25 protein-coding genes are annotated in these 25288 nt (G+C 61.6%); 15 read left to right on the plus strand and 10 right to left on the minus strand.

The genetic code is table 11. The features are described 5' to 3' along the window. Positions 1-52: 52 nt before the first annotated feature. The 8 genes from ABTW55_RS10205 to ghrB all read left to right on the plus strand — a co-directional run bounded on the left by ABTW55_RS10205 (position 53) and on the right by ghrB (position 7492). A complete protein-coding gene (locus ABTW55_RS10205; RefSeq protein WP_033636547.1) occupies positions 53-619 on the plus strand; it encodes a DNA-3-methyladenine glycosylase I in 567 nt (188 codons plus the stop codon). Continuing rightward, positions 616-1068 (plus strand): N-acetyltransferase, encoded by a 453-nt coding sequence (locus ABTW55_RS10210; RefSeq protein ID WP_060423498.1) that lies wholly within the window; start codon positions 616-618, stop codon positions 1066-1068. The genes ABTW55_RS10205 and ABTW55_RS10210 overlap by 4 nt, the downstream gene beginning before the upstream one ends. Positions 1069-1317: 249 nt before the next feature. Continuing rightward, entirely contained in the window at positions 1318-1980 is a 663-nt protein-coding gene (locus ABTW55_RS10215; RefSeq protein ID WP_033631402.1) for an OmpA family lipoprotein, read from the plus strand. Positions 1981-2106: 126 nt separating this feature from the next. Further along, positions 2107-3141, plus strand: coding sequence for a LacI family DNA-binding transcriptional regulator (locus ABTW55_RS10220; protein ID WP_033653960.1), 1035 nt, complete (start codon positions 2107-2109; stop codon positions 3139-3141). A gap of 166 nt (positions 3142-3307) precedes the next feature. Continuing rightward, positions 3308-4060 carry a sugar phosphate isomerase/epimerase gene (locus tag ABTW55_RS10225; RefSeq protein ID WP_033653959.1) on the plus strand — a complete coding sequence of 251 codons (753 nt, stop codon included), beginning with the start codon at positions 3308-3310 and terminating at the stop codon, positions 4058-4060. A 7-nt stretch (positions 4061-4067) separates the two neighbouring features. Continuing rightward, entirely contained in the window at positions 4068-5033 is a 966-nt protein-coding gene (locus ABTW55_RS10230; RefSeq protein WP_060423538.1) for a sugar kinase, read from the plus strand. A gap of 140 nt (positions 5034-5173) precedes the next feature. Next, positions 5174-6442, plus strand: a complete 1269-nt coding sequence (locus tag ABTW55_RS10235; protein ID WP_033636543.1) for an MFS transporter — start codon at positions 5174-5176, stop codon at positions 6440-6442. 72 nt (positions 6443-6514) lie between these two features. Then, positions 6515-7492 (plus strand): glyoxylate/hydroxypyruvate reductase GhrB, encoded by a 978-nt coding sequence (gene ghrB / locus ABTW55_RS10240; protein ID WP_016929588.1) that lies wholly within the window; start codon positions 6515-6517, stop codon positions 7490-7492. Between the two features lies 1 nt (position 7493). Here the strand turns inward: ghrB and ABTW55_RS10245 are convergent, their stop codons facing one another. Next, on the minus strand, positions 7494-7646 hold the full coding sequence (locus ABTW55_RS10245; protein WP_019455508.1) for a hypothetical protein: 153 nt from the start codon (positions 7644-7646) through the stop codon (positions 7494-7496). A gap of 196 nt (positions 7647-7842) precedes the next feature. On the opposite strand from ABTW55_RS10245, the gene ABTW55_RS10250 reads away from it, so the two are divergent. The 4 genes from ABTW55_RS10250 (at position 7843) to ABTW55_RS10265 (ending at position 11969) form a co-directional block, all read left to right on the plus strand. Further along, positions 7843-9906 (plus strand): alpha-amylase, encoded by a 2064-nt coding sequence (locus tag ABTW55_RS10250; RefSeq protein WP_060423501.1) that lies wholly within the window; start codon positions 7843-7845, stop codon positions 9904-9906. A gap of 135 nt (positions 9907-10041) precedes the next feature. After that, on the plus strand, positions 10042-11292 hold the full coding sequence (locus ABTW55_RS10255; RefSeq protein ID WP_350429251.1) for a valine--pyruvate transaminase: 1251 nt from the start codon (positions 10042-10044) through the stop codon (positions 11290-11292). Between the two features lie 75 nt (positions 11293-11367). Continuing rightward, entirely contained in the window at positions 11368-11589 is a 222-nt protein-coding gene (locus ABTW55_RS10260) for a ribbon-helix-helix protein, CopG family (protein ID WP_039568270.1), read from the plus strand. Further along, positions 11589-11969 (plus strand): type II toxin-antitoxin system VapC family toxin, encoded by a 381-nt coding sequence (locus ABTW55_RS10265; protein WP_033649548.1) that lies wholly within the window; start codon positions 11589-11591, stop codon positions 11967-11969. Before ABTW55_RS10260 ends, ABTW55_RS10265 begins: the two co-directional genes overlap by 1 nt. Positions 11970-11979: 10 nt before the next feature. On the opposite strand, the gene ABTW55_RS10270 is transcribed toward ABTW55_RS10265, so the two are convergent. The 3 genes from ABTW55_RS10270 to ibpA form a co-directional block, all read right to left on the minus strand. Continuing rightward, positions 11980-13638: a putative transporter gene (locus ABTW55_RS10270; protein ID WP_033649549.1), complete on the minus strand. Its 1659-nt coding sequence runs from the start codon at positions 13636-13638 to the stop codon at positions 11980-11982. Between the two features lie 166 nt (positions 13639-13804). Then, positions 13805-14233 carry a small heat shock chaperone IbpB gene (gene ibpB / locus ABTW55_RS10275; protein WP_004933922.1) on the minus strand — a complete coding sequence of 143 codons (429 nt, stop codon included), beginning with the start codon at positions 14231-14233 and terminating at the stop codon, positions 13805-13807. A gap of 100 nt (positions 14234-14333) precedes the next feature. Continuing rightward, positions 14334-14747, minus strand: a complete 414-nt coding sequence (ibpA, locus tag ABTW55_RS10280; protein WP_047569943.1) for a small heat shock chaperone IbpA — start codon at positions 14745-14747, stop codon at positions 14334-14336. Between the two features lie 310 nt (positions 14748-15057). On the opposite strand from ibpA, the gene ABTW55_RS10285 reads away from it, so the two are divergent. Further along, complete coding sequence (locus ABTW55_RS10285) at positions 15058-15405, plus strand: YceK/YidQ family lipoprotein (protein WP_033636538.1); 348 nt, start codon at positions 15058-15060, stop codon at positions 15403-15405. Positions 15406-15435: 30 nt separating this feature from the next. Here the strand turns inward: ABTW55_RS10285 and ABTW55_RS10290 are convergent, their stop codons facing one another. Next, the gene (locus tag ABTW55_RS10290) at positions 15436-16716 is read right to left on the minus strand and encodes a DUF3748 domain-containing protein (RefSeq protein ID WP_060423504.1); all 1281 of its coding nucleotides are present in this window, start codon (positions 16714-16716) and stop codon (positions 15436-15438) included. A 90-nt stretch (positions 16717-16806) separates the two neighbouring features. After that, positions 16807-17541 carry a phosphatase PAP2 family protein gene (locus ABTW55_RS10295; RefSeq protein ID WP_033636536.1) on the minus strand — a complete coding sequence of 245 codons (735 nt, stop codon included), beginning with the start codon at positions 17539-17541 and terminating at the stop codon, positions 16807-16809. Between the two features lie 218 nt (positions 17542-17759). Between ABTW55_RS10295 and ABTW55_RS10300 the strand changes: the two genes are divergently transcribed. Together ABTW55_RS10300 and ABTW55_RS10305 are read left to right on the plus strand one after the other, a co-directional pair. Beyond that, the gene (locus ABTW55_RS10300) at positions 17760-18728 is read left to right on the plus strand and encodes a threonine/serine dehydratase (protein ID WP_039568273.1); all 969 of its coding nucleotides are present in this window, start codon (positions 17760-17762) and stop codon (positions 18726-18728) included. Further along, a complete protein-coding gene (locus tag ABTW55_RS10305; protein ID WP_060423507.1) occupies positions 18715-19656 on the plus strand; it encodes an ornithine cyclodeaminase family protein in 942 nt (313 codons plus the stop codon). The genes ABTW55_RS10300 and ABTW55_RS10305 overlap by 14 nt, the downstream gene beginning before the upstream one ends. Positions 19657-19681: 25 nt before the next feature. Here ABTW55_RS10305 and yidA read toward each other — a convergent pair whose 3' ends face one another. The 4 genes from yidA to dnaN form a co-directional block, all read right to left on the minus strand. Then, positions 19682-20497 (minus strand): sugar-phosphatase, encoded by an 816-nt coding sequence (gene yidA, locus ABTW55_RS10310; RefSeq protein ID WP_033649554.1) that lies wholly within the window; start codon positions 20495-20497, stop codon positions 19682-19684. 125 nt (positions 20498-20622) lie between these two features. Then, entirely contained in the window at positions 20623-23037 is a 2415-nt protein-coding gene (gene gyrB, locus ABTW55_RS10315; RefSeq protein ID WP_060423510.1) for a DNA topoisomerase (ATP-hydrolyzing) subunit B, read from the minus strand. A gap of 18 nt (positions 23038-23055) precedes the next feature. Beyond that, entirely contained in the window at positions 23056-24141 is a 1086-nt protein-coding gene (gene recF, locus ABTW55_RS10320) for a DNA replication/repair protein RecF (RefSeq protein ID WP_060423512.1), read from the minus strand. 45 nt (positions 24142-24186) lie between these two features. Beyond that, positions 24187-25287 (minus strand): DNA polymerase III subunit beta, encoded by a 1101-nt coding sequence (dnaN, locus tag ABTW55_RS10325; protein ID WP_004933892.1) that lies wholly within the window; start codon positions 25285-25287, stop codon positions 24187-24189. Position 25288: the final 1 nt, after the last annotated feature.

Raw genomic sequence — 25288 nt, forward strand, 5'->3', positions numbered from 1 at the left:
GGCGCTTCGAGCGATGATTACTGTTCATAAATACAGCATAAGGACAGTCAGGATGGCAGACGAACGTTGCGGTTGGGTGACGGCCGATCCATTGTATCTCGAGTATCACGACCAGGAATGGGGCGCGCCCACCACCGACGCGCGCGAGCTGTTTGAAATGCTGTGCCTCGAGGGGCAACAGGCCGGCCTTTCCTGGATCACCGTGCTGAAAAAGCGCGAGAACTACCGCCGCGCTTTCCACGGTTTCGATCCGCAGCGGGTCGCCGCCATGACCGAACAGGACGTGGAAAACCTGCTGCAGGACAGCGGCATCATCCGCCACCGCGGCAAGATAGAAGCCATCATCACCAACGCCAAAGCCTATCTGGCGATGGAGGCGGCCGGCGAGAATTTCGTTACCTTCATTTGGGACTTCGTCGGCGGCAGGCCGCAGCTCAACCGCTGGCAGGCGCTGAACCAGGTGCCGGCCAAAACCGAGCAGTCCGACGCCATGTCCAAGGCGCTAAAAAAACGCGGCTTCAAGTTTATCGGCTCCACCGTTTGTTACGCCTTCATGCAGGCCAGCGGGCTGGTGAACGATCATCTCACGGGATGCATGTGCTACCCAAAGCCACGGTGATCCGCCCCTGTGGCCCGGAGGATATCGACCGGCTGATGGCGCTGTGGCTGCCCAGCACCATCGCCGCTCATCCGTTCGTGGCGGAAAAATACTGGCGTGAGAGCGCCGCGCTGGTGCGTGAAAACTACCTGCCGCGCGCGCAAAGCTGGGCCTGCTGGCATGACGACGAGATCGTCGGCTTTATCAGCGTGCTGGACGAGCAGTTCATCGGCGCGCTGTTTGTCGATCGGGCGTTTCACGGCCGCGGCGTCGCCCAGGCGCTGATGACGCACGTGCAACAGCGCTACCGCCGGCTCAGCCTGGAGGTGTACCAGCAGAACCTGCGCGCCTGCGCGTTCTACCACAGGCACGGTTTTCAGGTGACGCAGCGCCTGTTCAACGATGAAACCCAGGCCTATACGCTGATCATGAACTGGCCGGCAGTCGAAAATTCAACCCGTTATGCTTAAAAAAGGCGCATCTGCACTCCGGATGCGCACAATTAAGAATCCGCTGCATAGCGCCGCCCGGCGTTTTACCGCATAACTCCCCCAGCACTTACCCGCGCTCATCATTTGTCACGTTTTTCTCCGGAACTGCCGGCGAAACCGCGCGTCATAGGTAGCGCGGCGACGCGGGCTCCCTGCGTCACCCACTTTTTTTTGCGTCCCCGCTTTGGGCCGGCGCGTACAGATTCTGATGCCATTAAGGACAAGAACATGAAAAAACGCATTGCAATTATTGCCGGCGCCGTGAGCCTCACGCTCGCGCTGTCGGCCTGTACCACCAACCCTTACACCGGCGAATCCGAAGCCGGTAAATCCGGCATCGGCGCGGGCCTCGGGGCCGCACTGGGCGCCGGCGTCGGCGTGCTGTCCTCTTCCAAGAAAGATCGCGGCAAGGGCGCGCTGATCGGCGCAGCGGCCGGTGCAGCCCTCGGCGGCGGCGCTGGCTATTACATGGACGTGCAGGAAGCCAAACTGCGCGACAAGATGAAAGGCACCGGCGTCAGCGTCACCCGCCAGGGCGACAACATCGTGCTGAACATGCCGAACAACGTGACCTTCGACAGCAGCAGCGCCACGCTGAAACCGGCGGGCGCCAACACCCTGACCGGCGTCGCCATGGTGCTGAAAGAGTATCCGAAAACCGCGGTCAACGTTGTCGGCTACACCGACAGCACCGGCTCCCGCTCGCTCAACATGAACCTGTCGCAGCAGCGCGCCGACGGCGTAGCCAGCGCGCTGATCACCCAGGGCGTGGCGGCGAACCGTATCCGCACCACCGGTGCCGGTCCGGACAACCCGATCGCCTCCAACAGCACCGCGGAAGGCAAGGCGCAAAACCGCCGCGTCGAGATCACCCTCAGCCCGCTGCAGTAATCCCGTGCGGGGCGCGCAACCGGCGCCCCGCCGCCTCCCTGCGATTTTCGCCTTACCCTTCAACACTCCCGCCCGCACATCGGGTATGGTAGTCTCCTTGGCAATTAACCGCAGGAGGGATCGGCTGTGAGCACAGGCAAGGCAACGCGCGCCTCAGGACGCGCCACCATCAGCGATGTGGCCAGCATCGCCAAAACCGGCAAGACCAGCGTGTCGCGCTATCTGAATGGTGAACAGCACCTGCTTTCCGACGATCTCAAACAGCGCATCGAACAGGCGATCCAGCAGCTCGACTACCGGCCAAGCCAGATGGCGCGCAGCCTGAAGGGCGGCCAGACCCGCCTGATCGGCCTGATCCTCGCCGATATCACCAACCCCTATTCGGTGGACGTGATGCGCGGCATCGAGGCCGCCTGCCGCCAGCACGGCTTTACCCTGCTGGTGTGTAACACCAACAACGAAGTCAATCAGGAACAGCACTACCTGCAGCTGCTCAGCAGTTACCGGGTGGAGGGCATCGTGGTCAACGCGGTCGGCATGCGCGAGGAAGCGTTATCCACGCTGCAGCAGTCGATGCTGCCGATGGTGCTGATCGACCGCAAAATCCCCGATTTCGCCTGCGACGTGGTGGGCCTGAACAACCGCGAAGCCGCCACCGTCGCCACCGAACACCTGCTGCAACAAGGTTTCGAAGCGATTTTGTTCCTCAGCGAGCCGCTCGGTACGGTCAATACCCGTCTCGAGCGCCTGCACGCTTTCAGACATACCATGGCGCAGCACCCCACGCTGTCGGCGGAGCAGGCCGAAACGCCGCTCAACGATCGGCAGAAGCTGGAGCAGGTGCTGAGCGATTTCAGCGGCCGCCATCGCGGCATGCGCAAGGCGGTGATCTCCGCCAACGGCGCCTTGACGCTGCAGGTGGCGCGCGCCATGCGCCGGCTCGGCATCCAGTGGGGCAACGACATCGGCCTGCTGGGCTTCGACGAGCTGGAGTGGGCGGAGCTGGCGGGCGTCGGCATCACCACGCTGAAACAGCCCACCTACCAAATGGGGCACGCGGCGCTGGAGCGGCTGGTGCAGCGCATTCAGGGCCTGGCAGCCCCCAGCGGCGAGCAGATGTTCTCCGGCGAGCTGATCGTCCGCGGCTCCACCACCCGCTAACCCGCCTTCTCCGGGGCCGTTGCCCGCCCCGCCCTCATCGGCTGTTTTTTGCTCAGCTTCGTGATTGCGATCATATTTTTACACTCTGTCGCTTTTCGCTGGAACCGGTTCCATTTAACGTACCGGTAACAGCAGCGGCGGCGACAATGCCGCCTCAGGAGTCAAAATGAAAACAGAAATCATCGTGGTCACCGGCGCCTACGGCACCGATACCGTCAAACAATACGGCGGCCAGCGCGCGCTGTTGCCCATCATCGCCGGCGCGGGCGCCGACGGGGTGGAGATCCGCCGCGAACTGTTCGCCGCCGGCGAATTGGACAGCCTGCCGGCCCTGGCGCAAGAAATCGAACGCCAACAGCTGTTCGCCGTCTACTCCGCCCCTGAGGCGCTGTTCACCCCGCAACATACGCTGAACCCCAACCTGGCGGCGCTGCTGGCGGAAGCGCAGGCGCTGAACGCGCGCCGGCTGAAGTTGTCCCTCGGCCATTTCCGCCCCGGTTTTGATTTTACCGAGCTGAAAGTGGCGCTGGAGCAACACCCGGTCAAACTGGTGGTCGAAAACGATCAGACGCCGGACTGCGGCATTTTGTCGATGCTGAACGCCTTTTTCCACGCCGCGGAAGATAGCCACCTGCCGGTCAGCATGACCTTCGATATGGCCAACTGGCTATGGGTGGGGCAAGACGCTTTCGCCGCCGCCGAACGCCTGGCCCGCCACGTCGGTTACGTGCACGTCAAAGCCGCCACCCAAGGCCCGCGCGGCTGGCGCGCCGTCGCGCTGGACGATACCGACGGCAGCTGGCGCGATCTGCTGGCCCGCCTGCCGCACGATGCGCCGCGCGGCATCGAATTCCCGTTGCAGGGCGATGATCTGGAAGCCGTCACCCGCCATTACGTCAATATTTTGCGTGCGGAGTGACCCCATGATGACAACGTTAACGGCAACGACGGCGCAGCAGGCGCCCCTGGATGTGGTCACGCTGGGCGAAGCCATGGCGATGTTCGTGGCAGCGCAAACCGGCGATTTGGCGGAGGTGGAAACCTTCACCAAACGCATCGCCGGCGCCGAGCTGAACGTGGCGATCGGCCTGGCGCGCCTGGGCATGAATGTCGGCTGGGTCAGCCGCGTCGGCAACGATTCGTTCGGCCGCTTCACCCTGCAGCAGCTGAAAAAAGAAGGCATCAACTACCGGCAGGTGACGGTCGACGGCCACTATCCCACCGGCTTTCAGGTGAAATCCAAAACCGCCGATGGTACCGATCCCAGCGTGGAATACTTCCGCAAAGGCTCGGCGGCCAGCCACCTGTCGGTCGCCGATTTCAACCGTGAGTATTTCGGTTCCGCGCGCCACCTGCACCTGAGCGGCGTGGCGGCGGCGCTGTCCAGCGAATCGCTGGCGCTGTGCCACCATGCGGCGCGCGAGATGCGCGCCATGGGCAAAACCATTTCGTTCGATCCCAATCTGCGCCCGGTGCTGTGGCCCAGCCGCGAGGTGATGATCGAGCAGCTGAACCAGCTGGCGTTCGCCGCCGACTGGGTGCTGCCGGGGCTGAAAGAAGGGCAGATCCTCACCGGCCAATCGACGCCGGAAGGCATCGCCGATTTCTATCTGGAGCGCGGCGTGCAGGCGGTGATCATCAAAACCGGCCCGGACGGCGCCTGGTTTAAAACCGCCGCCGGCGACAAGGCGGCGGTGGCCGCGGTCAAGGTCGACGACGTGGTGGATACCGTCGGCGCCGGTGACGGCTTTGCCGTCGGCACCCTCAGCGCCCTGCTGGAAGGCAAAACGCTGATACAGGCGGTGCAGCGCGGCAACAAAATCGGTTCGCTGGCGATCCAGGCCATCGGCGACAGCGAGGGCCTGCCGACCCGCGCGGCGCTGGCCGAATAACAATAAAAAAAACGACTTCTCCGCATGACGTCAGCCTCTGGCCCTACAACCGGGACGCGTCGGGAGAGCATCTGCCCCTTCCTCTTGCATGCCCAGCGTGCCGGGCGAAGGGGACGCAACACCACTGAAGGATACTGAACATGAACAAAGCGACTGTCGCGGCCAAACGCTGGTGGTACATCATGCCCATCGTGTTTATCACCTACAGCCTGGCCTATCTCGATCGCGCCAACTTCAGCTTCGCCTCTGCCGCCGGCATCAATGAAGATCTCGGCATCACCAAAGGCATGTCCTCGCTGCTGGGCGCGCTGTTTTTCCTCGGTTATTTCTTCTTCCAAATTCCCGGCGCCATCTACGCCGAACGTCGCAGCGTCAAAAAACTGATCTTCTGGTGCCTGATCCTGTGGGGCGGCTGCGCCTCGCTGACCGGCGTGGTGAGCAATATTCCGATGCTGGCCGCCATCCGCTTTATCCTCGGCGTGGTGGAAGCGGCGGTAATGCCGGCGATGCTGATCTACATCAGCAACTGGTTCACCAAATCGGAGCGGTCACGCGCCAATACCTTCCTGATCCTCGGCAACCCGGTGACGGTGCTGTGGATGTCGGTGGTGTCCGGCTACCTGATCCACGCCTTCGGCTGGCGTGAAATGTTCATCATCGAAGGCATTCCGGCGGTTATCTGGGCGTTTTGCTGGTGGGTGCTGGCGAAAGACAAACCGGCGCAGGCCGGCTGGTTGAGTGCCGATGAGAAACAGGCGCTGCAGCAGCAGCTGGACGAAGAGCAGAAAGGCATCAAGGCCGTGCGCAACTACGGCGAAGCCTTCCGTTCGCGCAACGTGATCCTGCTGTGCGTGCAGTACTTCGCCTGGAGCATCGGCGTGTACGGCTTCGTGCTGTGGCTGCCTTCCATCCTGCGCAGCGGCATGCAGATGGGCATGGTGGAAGCCGGCTGGCTGTCGGCGGTGCCTTACCTGGCGGCGACCATCGCCATGATCGTGGTCTCCTGGGCGTCGGACAAAATGCAAAACCGCAAGCTGTTCGTCTGGCCGTTGCTGCTGATCGGCGCGCTGGCGTTCTTCGGCTCTTACGCCGTCGGCGCCAACCACTTCTGGATCTCCTACGGCCTGCTGGTGGTCGCCGGCGCCGCGATGTACGCCCCCTACGGGCCGTTCTTCGCCATCATTCCGGAAATGCTGCCGAAAAACGTCGCCGGGGGCGCCATGGCGCTGATCAACAGCATGGGCGCGCTGGGGTCGTTCTTCGGTTCGTGGTTCGTCGGCTATCTGAATGGCGCCACCGGCAGCCCGGCGGCCTCTTACATGTTTATGGCCATCGCACTGGTGGTGGCGGTGGTGTTGACGCTGATCGTCAAACCCGCCCGCAACGAGATCCAGCCGCAATTGGCTTGATCCGGTTATACTTTTTATCTGTTAACCCAACCGGGGGGCGCCATGCCCCCTTTGGCCCAGCTGGAGTTCGTGATGAAGCCTTCTATCGTATTGTACAAAAGCCTGCCCGCCGATCTGCGTGAACGTCTGGAACAGCACTTCACCGTGCACGCCTTCAACGGCCTGCAGCCGGAGAACCGCGACGAACTGCGCCAGGCGCTGCAGCAGGCCGAAGGGATCATCGGTTCCGGCGGTAAAATTGACGAAGCCTTCCTGCAGCAGGCGCCCAAACTGCGCGCGGCCTCGACCGTTTCCGTCGGCTACGACAACTTCGACGTCGAGGCGCTCAACGCCCATAACGTGCTGCTGATGCACACCCCGACGGTGCTGACCGAAACCGTCGCCGACACCATCATGAGCCTGGTGCTGGCGACCGCGCGCCGGGTGGTGGAAGTGGCGGAACGGGTGAAGGCCGGCGAATGGCGCGGCAGCATCGGGCCGGACTGGTTCGGCGTCGACGTGCACCATAAAACCATCGGCATCCTCGGCATGGGGCGCATCGGCCTGGCGCTGGCGCAGCGCGCGCACTTCGGCTTCGGCATGCCGGTGCTGTACAACGCCCGCCGCACGCACGAAGAGGCGGAGCAGCGCTTTAACGCCCGCCGCTGCGATCTGGATACCCTGCTGGCCGAGTCGGATTTCGTTTGCATCACGCTGCCGCTGACCGAACAAACCTTCCACATGATCGGCCGCGATCAGCTGGCGAAGATGAAGAAAAGCGGCATTCTGATCAACGCCGGCCGCGGGCCGGTGGTGGATGAGCAGGCGCTGATCGAAGCGCTGCAAAACGGCGTGATCCACGCCGCCGGGTTGGACGTGTTCGAGAAAGAACCGCTGCCGGCCAACTCGCCGCTGCTCAGCATGCCGAACGTGGTGGCGTTGCCGCACATCGGCTCCGCCACCCATGAAACGCGCTACGGCATGGCCGCCTGCGCGGTGGATAATTTGATCGCCGCGTTGACCGGCACGGTGAAAGAAAACTGCGTCAACCCGCAGCTGTTGCGGAAATAATTCAGCGCGGCCGGTGGTCTGCGGATAACCGGCCGTGTTGCTCTTCCTGCTGCGGCGCGAACAGCGCCTGCAGCTGATGTTCTTCGGCGAAGTGCTGCAATTCGGCATCCTGAATTGCCTGAACGATCTCTTCTCGCCAGTTTTTGTCCGTCATCGCTAACCTCCTTTGATGTTCATCGTTTAATCTGCCGCAGCGCGCGCGCAAAGCCAAGCCGAATCAATCCGAAAACGCTCCGCCCTTTCTCTCCTCCCCGAAAAACCCTCGCAGGGAGGAGGCTATTTTTCCGCCGTTTGCCACACTGGGCGCTACCCTGCGAGAAAAACGCTTCCTGCCGCGCGTAAGGAGAGCCATGAAACTGTTACCCCTGCCCTTGTTGATGCTGCTGTCGCCTTCGGTGCTGGCCGGCTGGACGCTGCCGGGTTTCCCGGCCTTCGACGAAACTGCCGCCGGGCTGTTTACCAGCCAGGCCGCGCTGCCCAAAGGCCAACTGCCGCTGCGCCTGTATCTGGATAACCACTGCTGGCAGCCGGCCGAGGCGGTGAAGCTTAACCAGACGCTGTCGCTGCAGCCCTGCGGCGCCCATCCGCCGGCCAGCTGGCGGCAGTTCCGCGCCGGCGACTATCAGGTGCGCATCGACACCCGCAGCGGCACGCCGACGCTGCAGCTCAGCCTGCGCAGCGCGCCGGAAAGCGCCGCCGTTGTTGCCCGCAGCTGCCCGCGCTGGGACGGCAAGCCGGTCACGGTCGACGTCGCCTCCACCTTCGCCGAAGGCGAAACGCTGCGCGATTTCTATTCCGGCCAAACGGCGCAGGTGAGCCAGGGGAAAATCACGCTGCAGCCCACCGCCGCCAGCGGCGGCCTGTTGCTACTGGAGTCCGCCGCCACGGCGAAACCGGCGGCGTTCAGCTGGCATAACGCCACAGTCTACTTCGTGCTGACCGATCGCTTTGAGAACGGCAACCCGGCCAACGACCACAGCTACGGGCGCCGCAGCGACGGCCTGCAGGAAATAGGCACCTTTCACGGCGGCGATCTGGCCGGCCTGACGCAAAAACTGGATTATCTGCAGCAGCTCGGCGTCAACGCCTTGTGGATCAGCTCGCCGCTGGAGCAGATCCACGGCTGGGTCGGCGGCGGCACCAAAGGCGATTTCCCGCATTACGCCTATCACGGCTATTACGCGCTGGACTGGACTCGCCTCGACGCCAACATGGGCACCGAACAGGAGCTGCGCACGCTGGTCGAACAAGCGCATCGGCGCGGCATTCGCATTCTGTTCGACGTGGTGGTGAACCATGTCGGTTACGCCACGCTGGCGGATATGCAGACGTTTCACTTCGGCTCGCTGTATCTGCAAGGCGCGGAGGTGGAGAAAACCCTGGGGAAAAACTGGGGCGACTGGCGCCCCGGGCCAGGGCAAAACTGGCACAGTTTCAACGACTACATCAACTTCAGCGACAAGGCGGGCTGGCGCCAATGGTGGGGGAAAAACTGGATCCGCACCGACATCGGCGACTATGACTCACCGGGCTATGACGATCTGACGATGTCGCTGGCCTTCCTGCCGGACATCAAAACCGAAGCGCCCGGCGCCAGCGGCCTGCCGCTGTTCTATCGCCACAAACCCGACACCGCCGCGCGCGACATGCCCGGCGCCACCACCCGCGATTACCTGACCGTCTGGCTCAGCCAGTGGGTGCGCGATTACGGCATCGACGGTTTTCGCGTCGATACCGCCAAGCACGTGGAAAAACCGACGCTGGCGCTGTTGAAGCAGCGCGCCACGGCGGCATTGGCGGCGTGGAAAGCGGAGCATCCGCAGCAGGCGCTGGATGACGCGCCGTTTTGGATGACCGGCGAGGCCTGGGGCCACGGGGTGATGAAAAGCGACTATTACCAAAACGGCTTCGACGCGATGATCAACTTCGATTTCCAGGATCGGGCGTCGCAGGCGCTGGGCTGCTTCGCCGACATCGACGCCACCTACCGGCAGATGGCCGAGCGGCTGCAGGATTTCAATGTGCTGAGCTACCTCTCTTCACACGATACCCGGCTGTTTTTCGCCAGCGACGCCAAAGGCTCGCTGCCGCGCCAACGGCGGGCGGCGAACCTGCTGTTGCTGGCGCCGGGCGCGGTGCAGATTTACTACGGCGATGAAAGCGGCCGCCCGCTCGGCCCCACCGGTTCCGATCCGCTGCAGGGCACCCGCTCCGACATGAACTGGCGTGAGCTGCTGGGGGAAAAAGCCCCGATGCTGGCCCACTGGCAACGGTTGGGGCAGTTCCGCGCTCGCCATCCGGCGATCGGCGGCGGCGTGCAAACCCCGCAGCCACACGCCGCCTACTACGCCTTCAGCCGCCGGCTCGGCGACGATAAGGTGATGGTGGTGTGGGCCGGCGAACGGTCACAATAATCCAGCGTAATATGCTACCAATCGACCAATGGGCGAAGTTTGTGCCCATTGGTCGATTTATCGGCCGCGTTGCAGCGGGATTTGTCTGGCGGTATGGTGGGGGATTACCTGCTAAGAAACAGTACTGCTGCACCTATGACTTTCTCACTTTTCGGCGAAAAATTTACCCGTTATGCGGGCATTACCCGTTTGATGGACGACCTGAACGAAGGCCTGCGCACCCCCGGTGCCATCATGCTCGGCGGCGGCAACCCGGCGCAGATCCCAGAGATGGAAGCCTACTTCAAACAGCTGTGCCAGGAGATGCTCGACCAGGGCAAACTGACCGAAGCGCTGTGCAACTACGACGGCCCGCAAGGCAAAGACGCGCTGCTGAAAGCGCTGGCCAATCTGCTGCGCGACGAGCTCGGCTGGGAGATTTCGCCACAGAATATTGCACTGACGAACGGCAGCCAAAGCGCGTTTTTCTACTTGTTCAACCTGTTCGCCGGCCGCTACGCCGACGGTTCGCGCCGCCGCGTGCTGTTCCCGCTGGCGCCGGAATATATCGGCTATGCCGACGCCGGGCTGGACGAAGGGCTGTTCGTCTCCGCCAAACCGAACATCGAGCTGCTGCCGGACGGCCAGTTCAAATATCACGTTGATTTCGAACACCTCACCATCGGCGACGACATCGGCATGATCTGCGTTTCGCGGCCGACCAACCCGACCGGCAACGTGATCACCGACGAAGAGCTGATGAAGCTCGACCTGCTGGCGCAGCAGCGCGACATTCCGCTGGTGATCGACAACGCCTACGGCGTGCCGTTCCCCGGCATCATCTTCAGCGACGCCACGCCGCTGTGGGACCCGAACACCATCCTGTGCATGAGCCTGTCCAAGCTCGGCCTACCGGGCTCGCGCTGCGGCATCGTGATCGCCGACGAGAAGGTGATCACCGCGCTGACCAACATGAACGGCATCATCAGCCTGTCGCCGGGCAGCATGGGGCCGGCGATGGCGACGGAAATGATCGCGCGCGGCGATCTGCTGCGCCTGTCGAACGAGGTGATTCGCCCGTTCTACAAACAGCGCGTCGAGCACACCATCGAGATTATCCGCCGCTACCTGTCGCCGGAGCGCTGCCTGATCCACAAACCGGAAGGGGCTATCTTCCTCTGGCTGTGGTTCAAAGATCTGCCGATCACCACCGAAGTACTGTATCAGCGCCTGAAAAAGCGCGGCGTGCTGATGGTGCCGGGCCACTACTTCTTCCCGGGGCTGGAGCACGAATGGCCGCACACCCACCAGTGCATGCGCATGAACTACGTGCCCGATCCGGAGAAAATCGAGCGCGGCGTGGCGATCCTGGCGGAAGAGATCGAACGCGCGCATCAGGAAGGCTAACGCCAGCTGATTGAAAATCGACCGATAAAGATATACGATGCATATATCGTATATCTTTTTTTTGGAGGGCTAGCGATGACTCGCATCGTGATCGATTTACCTGAAGAAGACCTGCGGCAGCTCGACAATCTGAAAAATATCCGCCACATTCCCCGGGCCGAAATCATCCGTCAGGCCGTCTCCCGTTATCTGACGGAGAACCACGTTGAAGATCCCAGCAATGCTTTCGGGCTCTGGTCCGGGGCGATGGGCGATGGCGTAGACTACGAAAATCGTCAGCGCGAGGAGTGGGAATAATGGTGGCTCAACGGGCGTTATTCGACACCAATATCCTGATCGATTATCTCAACGGCATTCCTCAAGCCAAAGACGTTCTGACCGAATACCACATCAACCCGGCTATTAGCGCCATTACCTGGATGGAAGTGATGGTGGGTGCCAAAAAACAGGGGCCGGCGCTGGAGTTGAAAACGCGCCAGTTTTTAGGGCAATTCCTGCTGCTGCCTATTACCGATGAAGTTGCCGAACGCGCCGTAGAACTGCGCCACTCACAGCATGTGAAGCTGCCGGACGCCATTGTCTGGGCCACCGCGCAGGTGGGGTTCCGGACGCTCATCTCCCGCAACCCCAAAGATTTTGGCACTGACAACGGCGTGTTAATGCCTTATCGGCTGTAGTCGGGCAGCGTTACAGCGTCCAGAACAGCACCGCCAGCAGCTGCGGCGACATGATGCGCAGGAACATCGCCAGCGGATACACGGTGGCGTAAGACAGCGCGGCGGCGCCGCTGGTAGGATGCAGACCGTTGGCGAAGGCCAGCGCCGGCGGATCGGTCATCGATCCCGCCAGCATGCCGGACAGCGTCAGGTAGTTCATCTTGCCCACCGTGCGCGCCAGAATACCGACGCTCAGCAGCGGAATGGCGGTGATCAACGCGCCGTACCCGACCCACGTCAGCCCCTCGCCGTGCAGCAAGGTATCGATGAAGTTGCCACCCGACTTCAACCCGACCACCGCCAGAAACAGCACGATGCCCAGTTCGCGCAGCGCCAGGTTGGCGCTCGGCGGCATAAACCAGTACAGCTTGCCGATGCTGCCGATGCGCCCCAGGATCAGCGCCGCCACCAGCGGCCCGCCGGCCAGCCCCAGCCGCAATGCCGCTGGGAAGCCGGGCACGAACAGCGGAATGGAGCCGAGCAGCACCCCAAGGCCGATGCCGATAAACACCGGCAGCATCTGCACCTGCTGCAGTTTTTGTTGGGCGTTGCCGACGATTGCCGTCACCGCGTCGATGGCCTCCGGCCGGCCGACCAGGTTCAGAATGTCGCCGAACTGCAGCGTCACGTTGCTGCCGGCCACCAGCTCCACGCCGGCGCGGTTGAGGCGTGAAATTACCACGTCATACTTTTGCTTCAGGTTCAGATCGCGGATTTTCTTGCCCAGCACCTGCTCGTTGGTCACCACCGCCCTCACCACCTGCAGCGCGGTGCCGCGCGTGGACAGCGAGGCGTCCACCTCTTCGCCGATCACCAGTCGGGCGTTCTCCAGATCTTCGCGTTTGCCCACCAGGTGCAGGTAGTCGCCCAGCTCAAGCCGCTCGTGCGGCGCCGGCACCATCAGCAGCTCCCCGCGTTTGAGGCGCGAACAGACGATCGCTTCACCGTTGAGCAGCGGCACCTGCTTGATCGCCATGCCCTGCAGATTGGGGTTGCGCACCGCCACGTTGATGGCGTGCAGCAGCTCACGCTGATTGCCCAGGCTGCTTTCAAACGCCTGCGCCTCGCGCTCGATGTTGATGCGAAAAAACAGCCGAATCAGCCACATCACCAGCAGGATGCCGCATATGCCGAACGGATAGGCCATGGCGTAACCCATCCCCATGCCGTCCACCAACGCCGGATCGGAACCGAGATCGGTCAGGATTTGCTGACCGGCGCCCAGCGCCGGGGTGTTGGTGACCGCGCCGGAGAACACGCCGAGGATGATCGGCAGCGGCACGTCGAACAGCTTGTGTACCGCCGCCGCCACGACGCCGCCGGTCAGCACCAGCAGCACCGCGAAGGCGTTGAGGCGCAGCCCGGAGACGCGCAGCGAAGAGAAGAAACCGGGGCCGACCTGAATGCCGATGGTGTACACGAACAGGATCAGGCCAAACTCCTGAATAAAGTGCAGCATGTCCCCGTTCAGGTTGATTTGCCCGCTCTGGGCGAAGTGGCCGACCAGGATGCCGCCGAACAGCACGCCGCCGATGCCCAGCCCAACGCCGTACAGCTTCCAGTTCCCCATCCACAGCCCAATGACGGCCGCCAGCGCCAACATGCTGACGGTCAGGGCGATATCGCTCATAGGTCACATCCTTGCCAAAGTTGAAAAGGAATTTGCGGCCAAAGACACACAATTAACAAGGATTATGACATCGGACAAACGGGGGGACTGTGGCATGCGCCACATAACGCAGCGGGGGAGACCCGTCTGGATCTCCCCCGCATGATGATGACCGTTTTTCAGTCGGTTATTTGGCTTCCAGCTCCGGCGTCGCCCCGATGGCGATGCGCTGCGGCTGCAAGGCTTCCGGCACCTGACGCACCAGATCGATGTGCAGCAGGCCGTTTTCAAATTTGGCCTCCGACACCTGCAGATGCTCCGCCAGGGTGAAGGTCAACTGGAACTCTTTGCACACCAGGCCCTGATGCAGGTATTCGACCTGTTTTTCCGGCGGAGTGGGTTTACCGCTGACGGTCAGCCGCGGCCCTTCCACTTCAATATTCAGTTCGCTCTGCCGGAAACCGGCCAGCGCCAGAGAAATGCGGTAGTGATTGTCATCGCTTTTCTCGATGTTATACGGCGGGAACCCCTGGGGTTCCTGGCCGCCCATTGAGCTGGCCAATTTATCAAAACCAATCCACTGACGCAGAAGCGGGGATAAATCGTAATTACGCATAGGAACAACTCCTTTCATTAAGCGAGATGTGTTTATTCAGCCCCCTGACGGCAGGCTAGGTATTATTTTCCGGCAGCGTACCTGCCGGCGAAACGGAAATTTATTTAATTTCGATGCGGCGCGGTTTTAATGTTTCCGGCACGATGCGTTGCATGTCGATATACAACAGGCCATTCTCCAGTTTGGCGCCTTTAATTTGAATATGTTCGGCCAGCTGGAATTTACGCTCGAAATTACGCTCGGCGATGCCCTGATATAAATAGGTTTTTTCTGCCGGTTCGCTATTGTGCGCCCCGCGCACGATCAGCAGATTATCTTGCGTGGTGATCTCCAGCTCCTGCTCGGCAAACCCGGCTACCGCGATGGCGATGCGATAATGATTTTCGTCCACCAGCTCGACATTATAAGGCGGATAACCGCCGTTGCCCTGACTCTGGCCGGCTTCCAGCGCGTTGAACAGGCGATCGAAACCAATGGCGGAACGGTATAGCGGGGAAAGATCAAAATTACGCATAAAACAGCCTCCTAAGGCACTTCAGCGAGGTTGAAATAAATACGCCTTCCACTCTGGACAGGCTAATTAAGCCAGAATTCCCTTACGGCGAATTCTCAATTCGGCTCTGATGATAAAATGGGGGTTGATTTCATCAATTCAACAGGCGAGGATCAAAAAAACTTCGCACCGATTAGGCGAAAGTTTTTTTACCACTTACACTAAAGTGAGAGAGCCGCCACAGAGCGGGATTTTGCTTCTTTTAAAGCAGCGACAGGATGTTATAACTCAGCTTAATTTTAGGGGCACAGCAACCCTGCAGGATGGATTAATGACGACGATGAAAGCGATAGCGACGGGCTGCATGTTGTTGGCGACCAGCGGTTGCTCCAGCGTGATGAGCCATACCGGCCCGAATCAGGGTTACTATCCCGGCACCCGCGCCAGCGTGGACATGCTGAAGGACGACAACACCAGCTGGGCGATGATGCCGCTGGTGGCGCTGGATCTGCCGTTCTCTGCGGTGATGGACACCGTACTGCTGCCTTACGACTATCTGCGTTCCGGCAACGACGCCACCGCAGACTCGCCAAAAGCGCGCATCCTGCGCAGCGAGCAGCAGAATCTGGCGGCAACCGGCAATCCCGGCGAAGGCAACGACAGCGCCGCCACCCACTAATCACACACGCAGCGGGCCATCAGGCCCGCCTTACACCTCAACCACAAAGATCTGGTTGAATCCCGCTATCTCGCGCATAAACGCCACTTTCTTGCCGTCCGGTGAAAACACCACGGCGTCCCCTGACGGCGGCTGCGCGCTGCGCTGCGTCAAACGCTGCAGACGGCCGCCGGCGACCTCGCACAGCATCACGCTGTTGTCACACACAAAGGCAATCGCCCCGCCCTGCGGGTGCCAGCTGAAGGCAGACTGGATATCATGCTCGCTGTGGCTCACCTGGCGCGGCTCCCCGCCGTTCGGCGACACCGTCCACAGCTGCACCACGCCGCCGTCATCCTTCATCAAAAACGCGATCTGGCTGCCGTCCGGCGAGCTGCGCAGCCAGTGGCGCGGCGCACCGGCCACGCCCGGAAAACGACGATCGCCGGTAAAGGTCACCCGCCGCTGCCTGACGCCCTGCGGCGGCGCCGGCAGCTCGCTTTCCGTTCCCTGCAGCGGCAGAGCGCCCGCCCTGGCGTAATCGGCATCGTTCTCCGGCAGATCGACGATAAACACCTCCGGCAGCTTTTCACCGGCGGCGGACAGCGTATCGCCGATGAACGCCAGCGCCCAGCGCTGCCGGCTGCCGTCGGCCTTACGGTAACCTTCGCGGCCAATCCAGCCTTCTTCGTAAGCACGATTGATCTGATCGCTGCCCGGCTGCGGCTGCGGCACCGTCTCGCTGACCAGCACGCAATAGTGGCTGCCGTCATACTCACGCGGATGCTGTTTCGGCGGATTGACCCCGTGCAGCGGCACGGCCACCCCAACGTTGCGCAGATCGCGCGCCGGATCGCACTCGTGCATGACGTGATCGTTATAGGTAAAGCTGAGGCGGCTGCCGTCCGGGCTGAATACGTGCACATGGCTGCCGCCGCGCAGCGCGCCGGGGGTGTAGGGGGCGGTGATATCCAGCGCGTCGAGGGTGATGGCCAACTCGCGATCCGGTTCGCTGACGATCACCCCGCGGCGGTGGTGAAAATCATATTGCCAGGCGCTGTCCGGGTGCTCCGGGCCATGGATAAAGGCATAGCGCGCCGGCGCATCGGGGCTGACCGTGACCACGCCGACGTGGGCGCCGTGCTGAGCGCGATAAACCACCTCCACCGCGCCGCTGGCGACGTTGACCCGCTCGATGCTCAGACCGGTGAAAGAGGCGCCGCGCGGGCGCACGTCATAAGCCAGCCATTGGCTGTCCGGCGTCCAGACGTTGATATTGGTTAACTGATGCCCGCGAGGGTCGAAAGTCAGCTGTTTTTCCCGATGGCTCATGGCGGTTCTCCTGCGCATGCCGGCACTGAGTCGCCATCTTACCGGATCGGCGGCAGCGTTTCATATGGCGCGCTGCCGCGTGAAGCAGGGTTATTTTTTCAGGGCGTTGAATTCCGTTTTGGCCCTTTGCAACTGCGCGGCGAAGGTGGGCTCCGCGTGCAGTCGGGCGACGATGGCCGAGGCGACCAAGCGCGCGGCGGTCACGTCGCTTTGCCAGTGATAACCGCAAATCACCCGGCTCTGGCCCATCTCATAGCCGCGCTGCAGTATCGTCCCCTGCCTGGGAGGGTTAATCTCCGCCAGCACCAGCGCGGTCGCCCAACCGATGGCGGTGTGCCCGGAAGGATAAGAGCCGTTCGTCGATAGCGTGCTCTCTTCATCCGGTCGGCAAGTGGGCTCATGGTAAAAAGCGAACGGCCGAATGCGCATATAGTGATTTTTGGCGCTGCGGGTAGCCAGATCGCCGGCGTCTTCACGCATTTTCATCACCAGTTTGAACAGCTCCGGCGTATTATCCTGGGTGATTTCCGTACCGAAAGCGCCGGATAATGCGGCGGCGACGCCATCCCCCGTTACGTGTGCGTCGTGATAAGCCTGTTTGCCCCGTTCGGTATTACGCAATAATTTCCCGGCATCATATTGCGCCTTGTCATTCATAAAATCGATGCTGTCAACGGCGGGCGGCGGCGGCAATAACGCCAGGCTGTCTATCGATTGCGACTCTTGCAGAAAATAGACCTCCGGTTGGGTGGTCACATCTTTTGCGGCGAAACCAAACGGTGTCAGCGCGGCGTAGGTTAATGAGGCGAGTAATATTTTTTTCATTGTCGTTCCCTTATTAAAATAATTGAGCGGTTGCGACTTCCTTAACGCAAATAAATAAAAAATCGTGCCGCTAAACTATACGTTAATGATTATTTTTCGCCGCCAGTGCGATCACATTACGCCGTGCCCGCTTTTGCCCGGCGGCCGGGCGACGGGGTTTACAATCAATACAAAAAAGTACAAACTGGATTTTTAAGTACAAGAACTCTGGAGCCGGTATGAACCCCCTCTTCGATGCCATTGTTTCTGCCCATCAACAGTTGCGCCCTCAGGTACGGGTCACGCCATTGGAGCGCAGCGTGCTGCTTTCACAGCAGCTGGGCTGCGAGCTGTATCTGAAATGCGACCATCTGCAGCACACCGGCTCCTTTAAATTTCGCGGCGCCAGCAACAAGTTGCGGTTACTGGACAGCGAGCAACGCCGGCGCGGCGTGATCGCCGCCTCTACCGGCAACCACGGCCAGGCGGTCGCTTTGGCGGGGCAGCTGATGGGCGTTGGCGTCACGGTTTATGCGCCAGAGACGGCGGCGAGCATCAAGCTAGACACCATCCGCGCGCTGGGCGGCACCGTGGAACGGGTGCCGGGCGATGCGCTGAACGCCGAACTGGCCGGGGAACAGGCCGCCCGCGAACAGGGAAAAACCTATATCTCGCCGTATAACGACGAGCAGGTGATCGCCGGCCAGGGCACCTGCGGCATGGAGCTGGTTGAACAGCTCACCGGTCTGGACGCTGTGTTCGTGGCAGTCGGCGGCGGTGGCTATATCGCCGGTATCGGCACCGTTCTGCGGCAATTGTCGCCGAACACGCAGCTTATCGCCTGCTGGCCGGAAAACGCCACCAGCATGTACAGCGCGCTGGAAGCGGGCCATATCTTCCCGGTGGAAGAGCAAGACACCCTGTCCGACGGCACCGCCGGCGGCGTCGAGCCGGGCGCCGTGACCTTCCCGCTGTGCCAACAGCTGATCGACCGCAAAGTGCTGGTCAGCGAGACGGAGATCAAGCACGCGATGCGCCGGATCGCCGCCAGCGATCGGTGGATTATCGAAGGCGCGGCCGGCGTGGCGCTGGCGGCGGCGATCAAGCTGGCGCCGGAATACCAGGGAAAAAAAGTGGCGGTGGTGCTGTGCGGTAAAAACATCGTGCTGGAGAAGTACCTCAAGGCCATCGCCGATGCACATCCTTAATCGGCAGCAAATCCTCGCCGCGTTCGACGCCGAGGCTATAACCCCGCTGCTTAAGCAGGGTTTTATCGCCTATTCGCAACGGCGGGTGCAACAGCCGCCGGTGCAGCACTTCCTGTTCGAACAAGCCGCCGGCGATTGCTGCATCAAATCCGCCTGGCTGGAAGGCGAAGAGCTGTTCGTGGTCAAGGTCTCCGCCGGTTTCTATCGCAACGCCGAACGCGGTTTGGCCAGCAATCAGGGGCTGGTGGTGGCGTTCTCCGCCCAGACCGGCGAACCTCGGGCGCTGCTGCAGGATGAGGGCTGGCTGACCGCGCTGCGCACCGCACTGGCCGGCCGCATCGCCGCCGAACTGTGCGCGCCGCCGCATATTCAGGCGATCGGCATGGTCGGCACCGGCCTGCAGGCCCGGCTGCAGCTGCAATGTCTGAAACCGGTGACCGATTGCCGCGAAGTGTGGGTGTGGGGCCGCAACGATCAGGCGCTGGCGGCGTATCGGCGCGAAGCCGAGGCCGAAGGTTTTCAGGTGCGGGTTACGCAGGATGCGGCGGAACTGGCGGCGCACTGTCAGCTGATCGTCACTACCACGCCCAGCCGCGAACCGATTTTACAGGCGGCGGATATTCGGCCCGGCACGCACATCACCGCCGTGGGTGCCGACGCGCCCGGCAAGCAGGAGCTGGCGACCGATCTGGTGGCTCGCGCGGACGCACTGCTGGTCGATGCGCTGGCGCAGTGCGCTGACTATGGCGAGATCGCGACGGCTTATCGGCAAAATAGGCTGATTTCAACGCCAATCGTCGAAATGGGCGCCGTCTTGGCGCTGGGAGGGCGGTTGCGAAGCGAGCCGCAGCACATCACCATCGCCGATCTTACCGGGCTGGCGATTCAGGATCTGCAGATCGCCAAAGGGGTGTTGGCGGCAATATAAAGGGGCGCCGTAGCGCCCCACTTGATCAGGCGTTGAGCACGAACTTCTCGATGGCGCGCGCCACGCCGTCTTCGGTATTGGCGCCGGTGACAAACTGCGCCACCGCTTTCAGCTCGGGAATGGCGTTGCCCATCGCCACGCCGACGCCGGCATACTCGATCATCGCCGTATCGTTGGCCTGATCCCCCAGCGTCATGATGTTTTCCCGCGCCACGCCGAGGTGCTCGGCCAGCATTCTCACCCCGGCGCCCTTATCGACGTTCTTATGCAGGATTTCGAGGTAGTAAGGCGCGCTTTTCAGAATGGTGTAACGCTCGCGCGTTTCCGCCGGGATGCGCGCAATCGCGTTGTCCAGCAGCGCCGGCTCGTCGATCATCATCACTTTCGGGAAACGCATCTGGCGATCCATCTCCTCCACGCTGCGGTATTTCAACGGAATACCGGTCATTTCCGCCTCGTGTATGGTGTATTTGCCGATGTCTTTGTTCGGGGTATACAGGGTGTCGAAGTCAAACGCCTGGTAGTGAACGCCGAGCTCGCGCGCCATCTGCTCGAAGTGCAGATAGTCCTCAAAACCCAGGGTTTCCTGCAGAATACAGGCGCCGTCGGCCGCGCGCAGCACCAGCGCGCCGTTGTAGGTTATGCAAAAATCGCCGGGGCCCTGAATGTCCAACTGGCGCAGATAGTCCTGCACGCCGACATAAGGCCGCCCGGTGGCCAGCACCACGTGCACCCCTTTGCGCCGCGCCGCCGCGATAGCCTGCTTTACCGCCGGCGTGATTTGGTGCTGCGGATCCAGCAACGTGCCGTCCATGTCGATCGCAATCAGTTCAATAGCCATTCAACGCTTCTCCCAGTGGTTTTTTCCCATGCTAACGCGTTTCAGCCTTGGCTGTCAGCGCCAAAAAAGGCGCAAAAAAAATCCGCGCGGGTCGCCCGGCGCGGATTTTCACAGCCATTAACGCATCAGATATCGATGTTCGCCGCTTTCAGGGCGTTTTCTTCGATAAAGGCGCGGCGCGGTTCAACCGCATCGCCCATCAGCGTGGTGAACAGCTGATCGGCAGCGATGGCGTCCTTGACGGTCACGCGCAGCATGCGGCGGCTTTCCGGATCCATGGTGGTTTCCCACAGCTGCTCCGGGTTCATCTCGCCCAGGCCTTTATAGCGTTGCACCGACAGGCCGCGGCGCGACTCTTTCACCAGCCACTCCAGCGCCTGCTCGAAGCTGTCCACCGGCTGACGACGTTCGCCGCGCTCGATGAACGCGCCGTCTTCGATCAGCCCGCGCAGCTGTTCGCCCAGCTGGCAGATCTTGCGGTATTCGCCGCCGTGGATGAAGTCGAAGTCCAGCTTATAGTCGGTATCCACGCCGTGGGTGCGGATGCGCAGCGCCGGCTCGAACATCTGGCGTTCGCGGTTCTCGAAGATCACGAAGTCATAGCTGCTGCCGTGCTGCTCTTTGTCGTTCAGCGCCTGCACCAGCGAAGCGATCCAGGTTTTCACCTTGGCTTCATCGCTGAGATCGCCTTCGTTCAGCGTCGGCTGATAGATCAGGTTGTTCAGCAGCGCGCGCGGGTAGCGGCGCTCCATGCGGCCGATCAGCTTCTGCACGGCATAGTGTTCTGCCACCAGTTTTTCCAGCTGCTCGCCGCCCAGCGCCGGTGCGCTGGCATTGGTATGCAGCGTAGCGCCGTCCATCGCGATGGCGATCTGGTACTGATCCATCGCCTCGTCATCTTTGATGTACTGCTCCTGCTTGCCTTTCTTCACCTTGTACAGCGGCGGCTGTGCGATGAACACGTGGCCACGCTCGATGATTTCCGGCATCTGGCGGTAGAAGAAGGTCAACAGCAGCGTACGGATGTGCGAACCGTCGACGTCGGCATCGGTCATGATGATGATGCTGTGGTAACGCAGCTTGTCCGGGCTGTACTCGTCGCGGCCGATGCCACAACCCAGCGCGGTGATCAGCGTCGCGACTTCCTGCGAGGAGAGCATTTTGTCGAAACGCGCTTTCTCGACGTTGAGGATTTTCCCCTTCAGCGGCAAGATAGCCTGGTTCTTGCGGTTGCGCCCCTGCTTGGCAGAGCCGCCCGCGGAGTCCCCTTCCACCAGGTACAGTTCGGACAGCGCCGGATCGCGTTCCTGGCAGTCCGCCAGCTTGCCCGGCAGGCCGGCCAGATCCAGCGCGCCTTTGCGGCGGGTCATCTCACGCGCTTTACGCGCCGCTTCGCGCGCGCGCGCCGCGTCGATGATTTTGCCGACCACGATTTTCGCGTCGCCCGGATTCTCCATCAGGTAATCCACCAGCTTCTCGTTCATCAGCGTTTCAACCGCGGTTTTCACCTCGGAAGAGACCAGCTTGTCCTTGGTCTGAGAAGAGAACTTGGGATCCGGCACCTTCACCGACACCACGGCGATCAGACCTTCACGCGCGTCATCGCCGGTGGCGCTGACCTTGGCCTTCTTGCTGTAGCCTTCCTTCTCCATGTAGCTGTTCAGCGTACGGGTCATCGCGGTACGGAAACCGACCAGGTGCGTGCCGCCGTCGCGCTGCGGAATGTTGTTGGTGAAGCAGTAGATGTTTTCCTGGAAACCGTCGTTCCACTGCAGCGCCACTTCCACGCCGATGTCGTCTTTCACGGTCGAGAAGTAGAACACGTTCGGGTGGATCGGGGTTTTGTTCTTGTTCAGGTACTCGACAAACGCCTTGATGCCGCCTTCGTAATGGAAGTGGTCTTCACGGTCGGTGCGCTTGTCCTTCAGGCGGATAGACACGCCGGAGTTGAGGAAGGACAGCTCGCGCAGACGCTTGGCCAGAATGTCGTACTCGAAATCGGTCACATTGGTGAAGGTCTGGTGGCTCGGCCAGAAGCGCACCATGGTGCCCGTCTGTTCGGTTTCGCCCACCACGGTCAGCGGCACCTGCGGCTCACCGTGGCTGTAAGTCTGTTCGTGCACTTTGCCTTCGCGGCGGATCACCAGCTCCAGTTTCTCCGACAGGGCGTTAACCACCGAGACGCCCACGCCGTGCAGGCCGCCGGAAACCTTATAGGAGTTGTCGTCGAATTTACCGCCGGCGTGCAGCACGGTCATGATGACCTCTGCGGCTGAAACCCCTTCTTCCGGGTGAATGCCGGTCGGAATGCCGCGGCCGTCATCCTGTACCGATACCGAGTTGTCGGCATGGATGGTGACCTGAATGTCACTACAGTGGCCCGCGAGCGCTTCGTCGATAGCGTTGTCCACAACCTCGAATACCATGTGGTGCAGACCGGTGCCGTCATCGGTATCGCCGATATACATGCCCGGGCGCTTGCGCACCGCATCCAGCCCTTTTAATACCTTGATACTTGAGGAGTCATAAGAATTCGACATCAACGTTTCTCGCTCATTTTAGTCCTGTGGTTGAACCTCTATTTTACCCTGTTCCACGCGGAACATCTTGCCCTTTTCACCAGCCATGTCGGTCACTTGTTCAGCGCTCACCGCGCTGACAAAAACCTGGGCCTGGGTGGCTTTCAGGCGATCGGCCAGCAACCGGCGACGGCCGGTGTCCAGCTCGGAGGCAAAATCATCAATCAGATACAGGCAACGCCGCCCGCTCTGCCGGGTGAGAAACTCACCCTGCGCCAAGCGCAACGCGCACATCAGCAGTTTAAGCTGACCGCGCGATAACAAATCCTCTACCGGCGTGCCGTCGGCACGAATGCGAAAGTCCGCTTTATGCGGCCCCACCGCGGTATAGGTCAATGCCCTGTCTCGCTCAAACTGGCGCTCCAGCAGCTCGCCGTAGTCGCTCTCTTTGTCCCAGCCGCGCTGGAAGGAGAAGCTCAGGGCGAATTCAGGCAGAAACTGCGCGCAGGTCGCGGTAATATCCGCGGCGATCGCGTCGCTGTATTCCGCCCGCCATTCGCTGATGCGCTCCGCGAGCGGGATCAGTTCCTGATCCCAGGCGCGGATCTGCGCATAGCGACTCACCTGGCGCAGCGCGGCATTGCGCTGCTTCAGTAACCGTTTCAGGTTGCTCCAGGTGGTGAAAAAACCGGGTTCGTTATGAAAACAGCCCCAGTCCAGGAAGGCGCGCCGGAATTTCGGCCCGCCGTTCAGCAGGGTAAAACCTTCGGGGGTGATCAGCTGCATGGGCAGCAGCTGCGCCAGCTCGGCCACCTTGTGGCCATCGCTGCCATCGATGCGTACTTTGCTGTCACCCTGACGGCTCTTGCTCAATCCTACCGACAGCTCGCGCTCCGCGCCTTCGATGCGGCCGTGCAGCACGAACTCCGGCTGGTCGTGGCGGATCACCCGACCGGCCTGCAGGCTGCGAAAGGCGCGGCCGTGGCCGAGCGTATACACCGCTTCCAGCACGCTGGTCTTGCCGCTGCCGTTGGCGCCGACCAGGAAGTTGAATCCCGGCGCCAGCGCCAAATCCGCCGCCTCGATATTGCGGAAATCTTTAATCAATAAACGCGTCAGAGCCATGCAATCTCTTTACCGATGACGGTGCTGTAATTCAAGGTAACGAGACTACAACCGCATCGGCATGACAACGTAGGCCGCCGCCTGGCTGGCGCCGTCTTCGATCTGCACGCTGGAGACCGAATCGGTCAACAGCAGGCGCACGTCTTCACACTTGAGCGCGTTCAACACGTCCAGCACGTAGCTGACGTTGAAGCCGATCTCCATCTCCGCGCCGTCGTAGCTGACGTCGAGGATCTCTTCCGCCTCTTCCTGCTCCGGGTTGTTGGCGGTGATCTTCAGCTGGTTCTGGCTGACGTACAGCCGCACGCCGCGGAATTTCTCGTTCGAGAGAATCGCCGCGCGGGCAAACGCCTGCTTGAGCAGATCGCAGCCGGCTTCCAGCGTTTTATCCGGGTTCTTCGGCAAGACGCGGCGATAGTCCGGGAAACGGCCGTCAACCAGCTTGGAGGTGAAGATGAAATCGCCGACGTGGGCGCGAATGTTGTTGCTGCCGATCTGCAGCTGCAGCAGCGAATCGCCGCCGTCCAGCAGGCGCACCAGCTCCATCACCCCTTTACGCGGCACGATCACCGAATGCGACGGCAGCTGTTGGCCGATCGGCATCGAGCACACCGCCAGGCGGTGGCCGTCGGTCGCGACGGTGCGCAGCTCTTCGCCTTCGGTTTCAAACAGCATGCCGTTCAGGTAGTAACGCACGTCCTGATGGGCCATCGAGAACTGGGTGGCTTCGATCAGGCGCTTCAGCGTCGCCTGCGGCAAGGTGAACTCCACCTCGCTCTGCCAGTCGTCCAGGTTCGGGAAGTCCGCCGCAGGCAGCGTGGACAGCGAGAAGCGGCTGCGGCCGGACCGCACCAGCATGCGCTCGCTTTCCAGCGTGACGGCGATCTCCGCCCCTTCCGGCAGGCCGCGGCAGATATCAAAGAATTTGCGCGCGGGCACGGTGGTCGCGCCCGGCTCGTGCGGCTGGGACAGGGCGACGCGCGCCACCATCTCCATCTCCAGATCGGTGCCGGTCAGCAGCAGGGAGCCTTCCGTCACCTGCAGCAGCAGGTTGCCCAGGATCGGCAAGGTCGGGCGGCCGCCCAGCGGGCTGCTCACCTGTTGCAGCGGTTTTAGCAGATGCTCACGTTCAACGATAAATTTCATA

Origin of the sequence: Serratia sp. SM04 (assembly GCF_040280225.1) — a bacterium.
Taxonomy (GTDB): domain Bacteria; phylum Pseudomonadota; class Gammaproteobacteria; order Enterobacterales; family Enterobacteriaceae; genus Serratia; species Serratia sarumanii.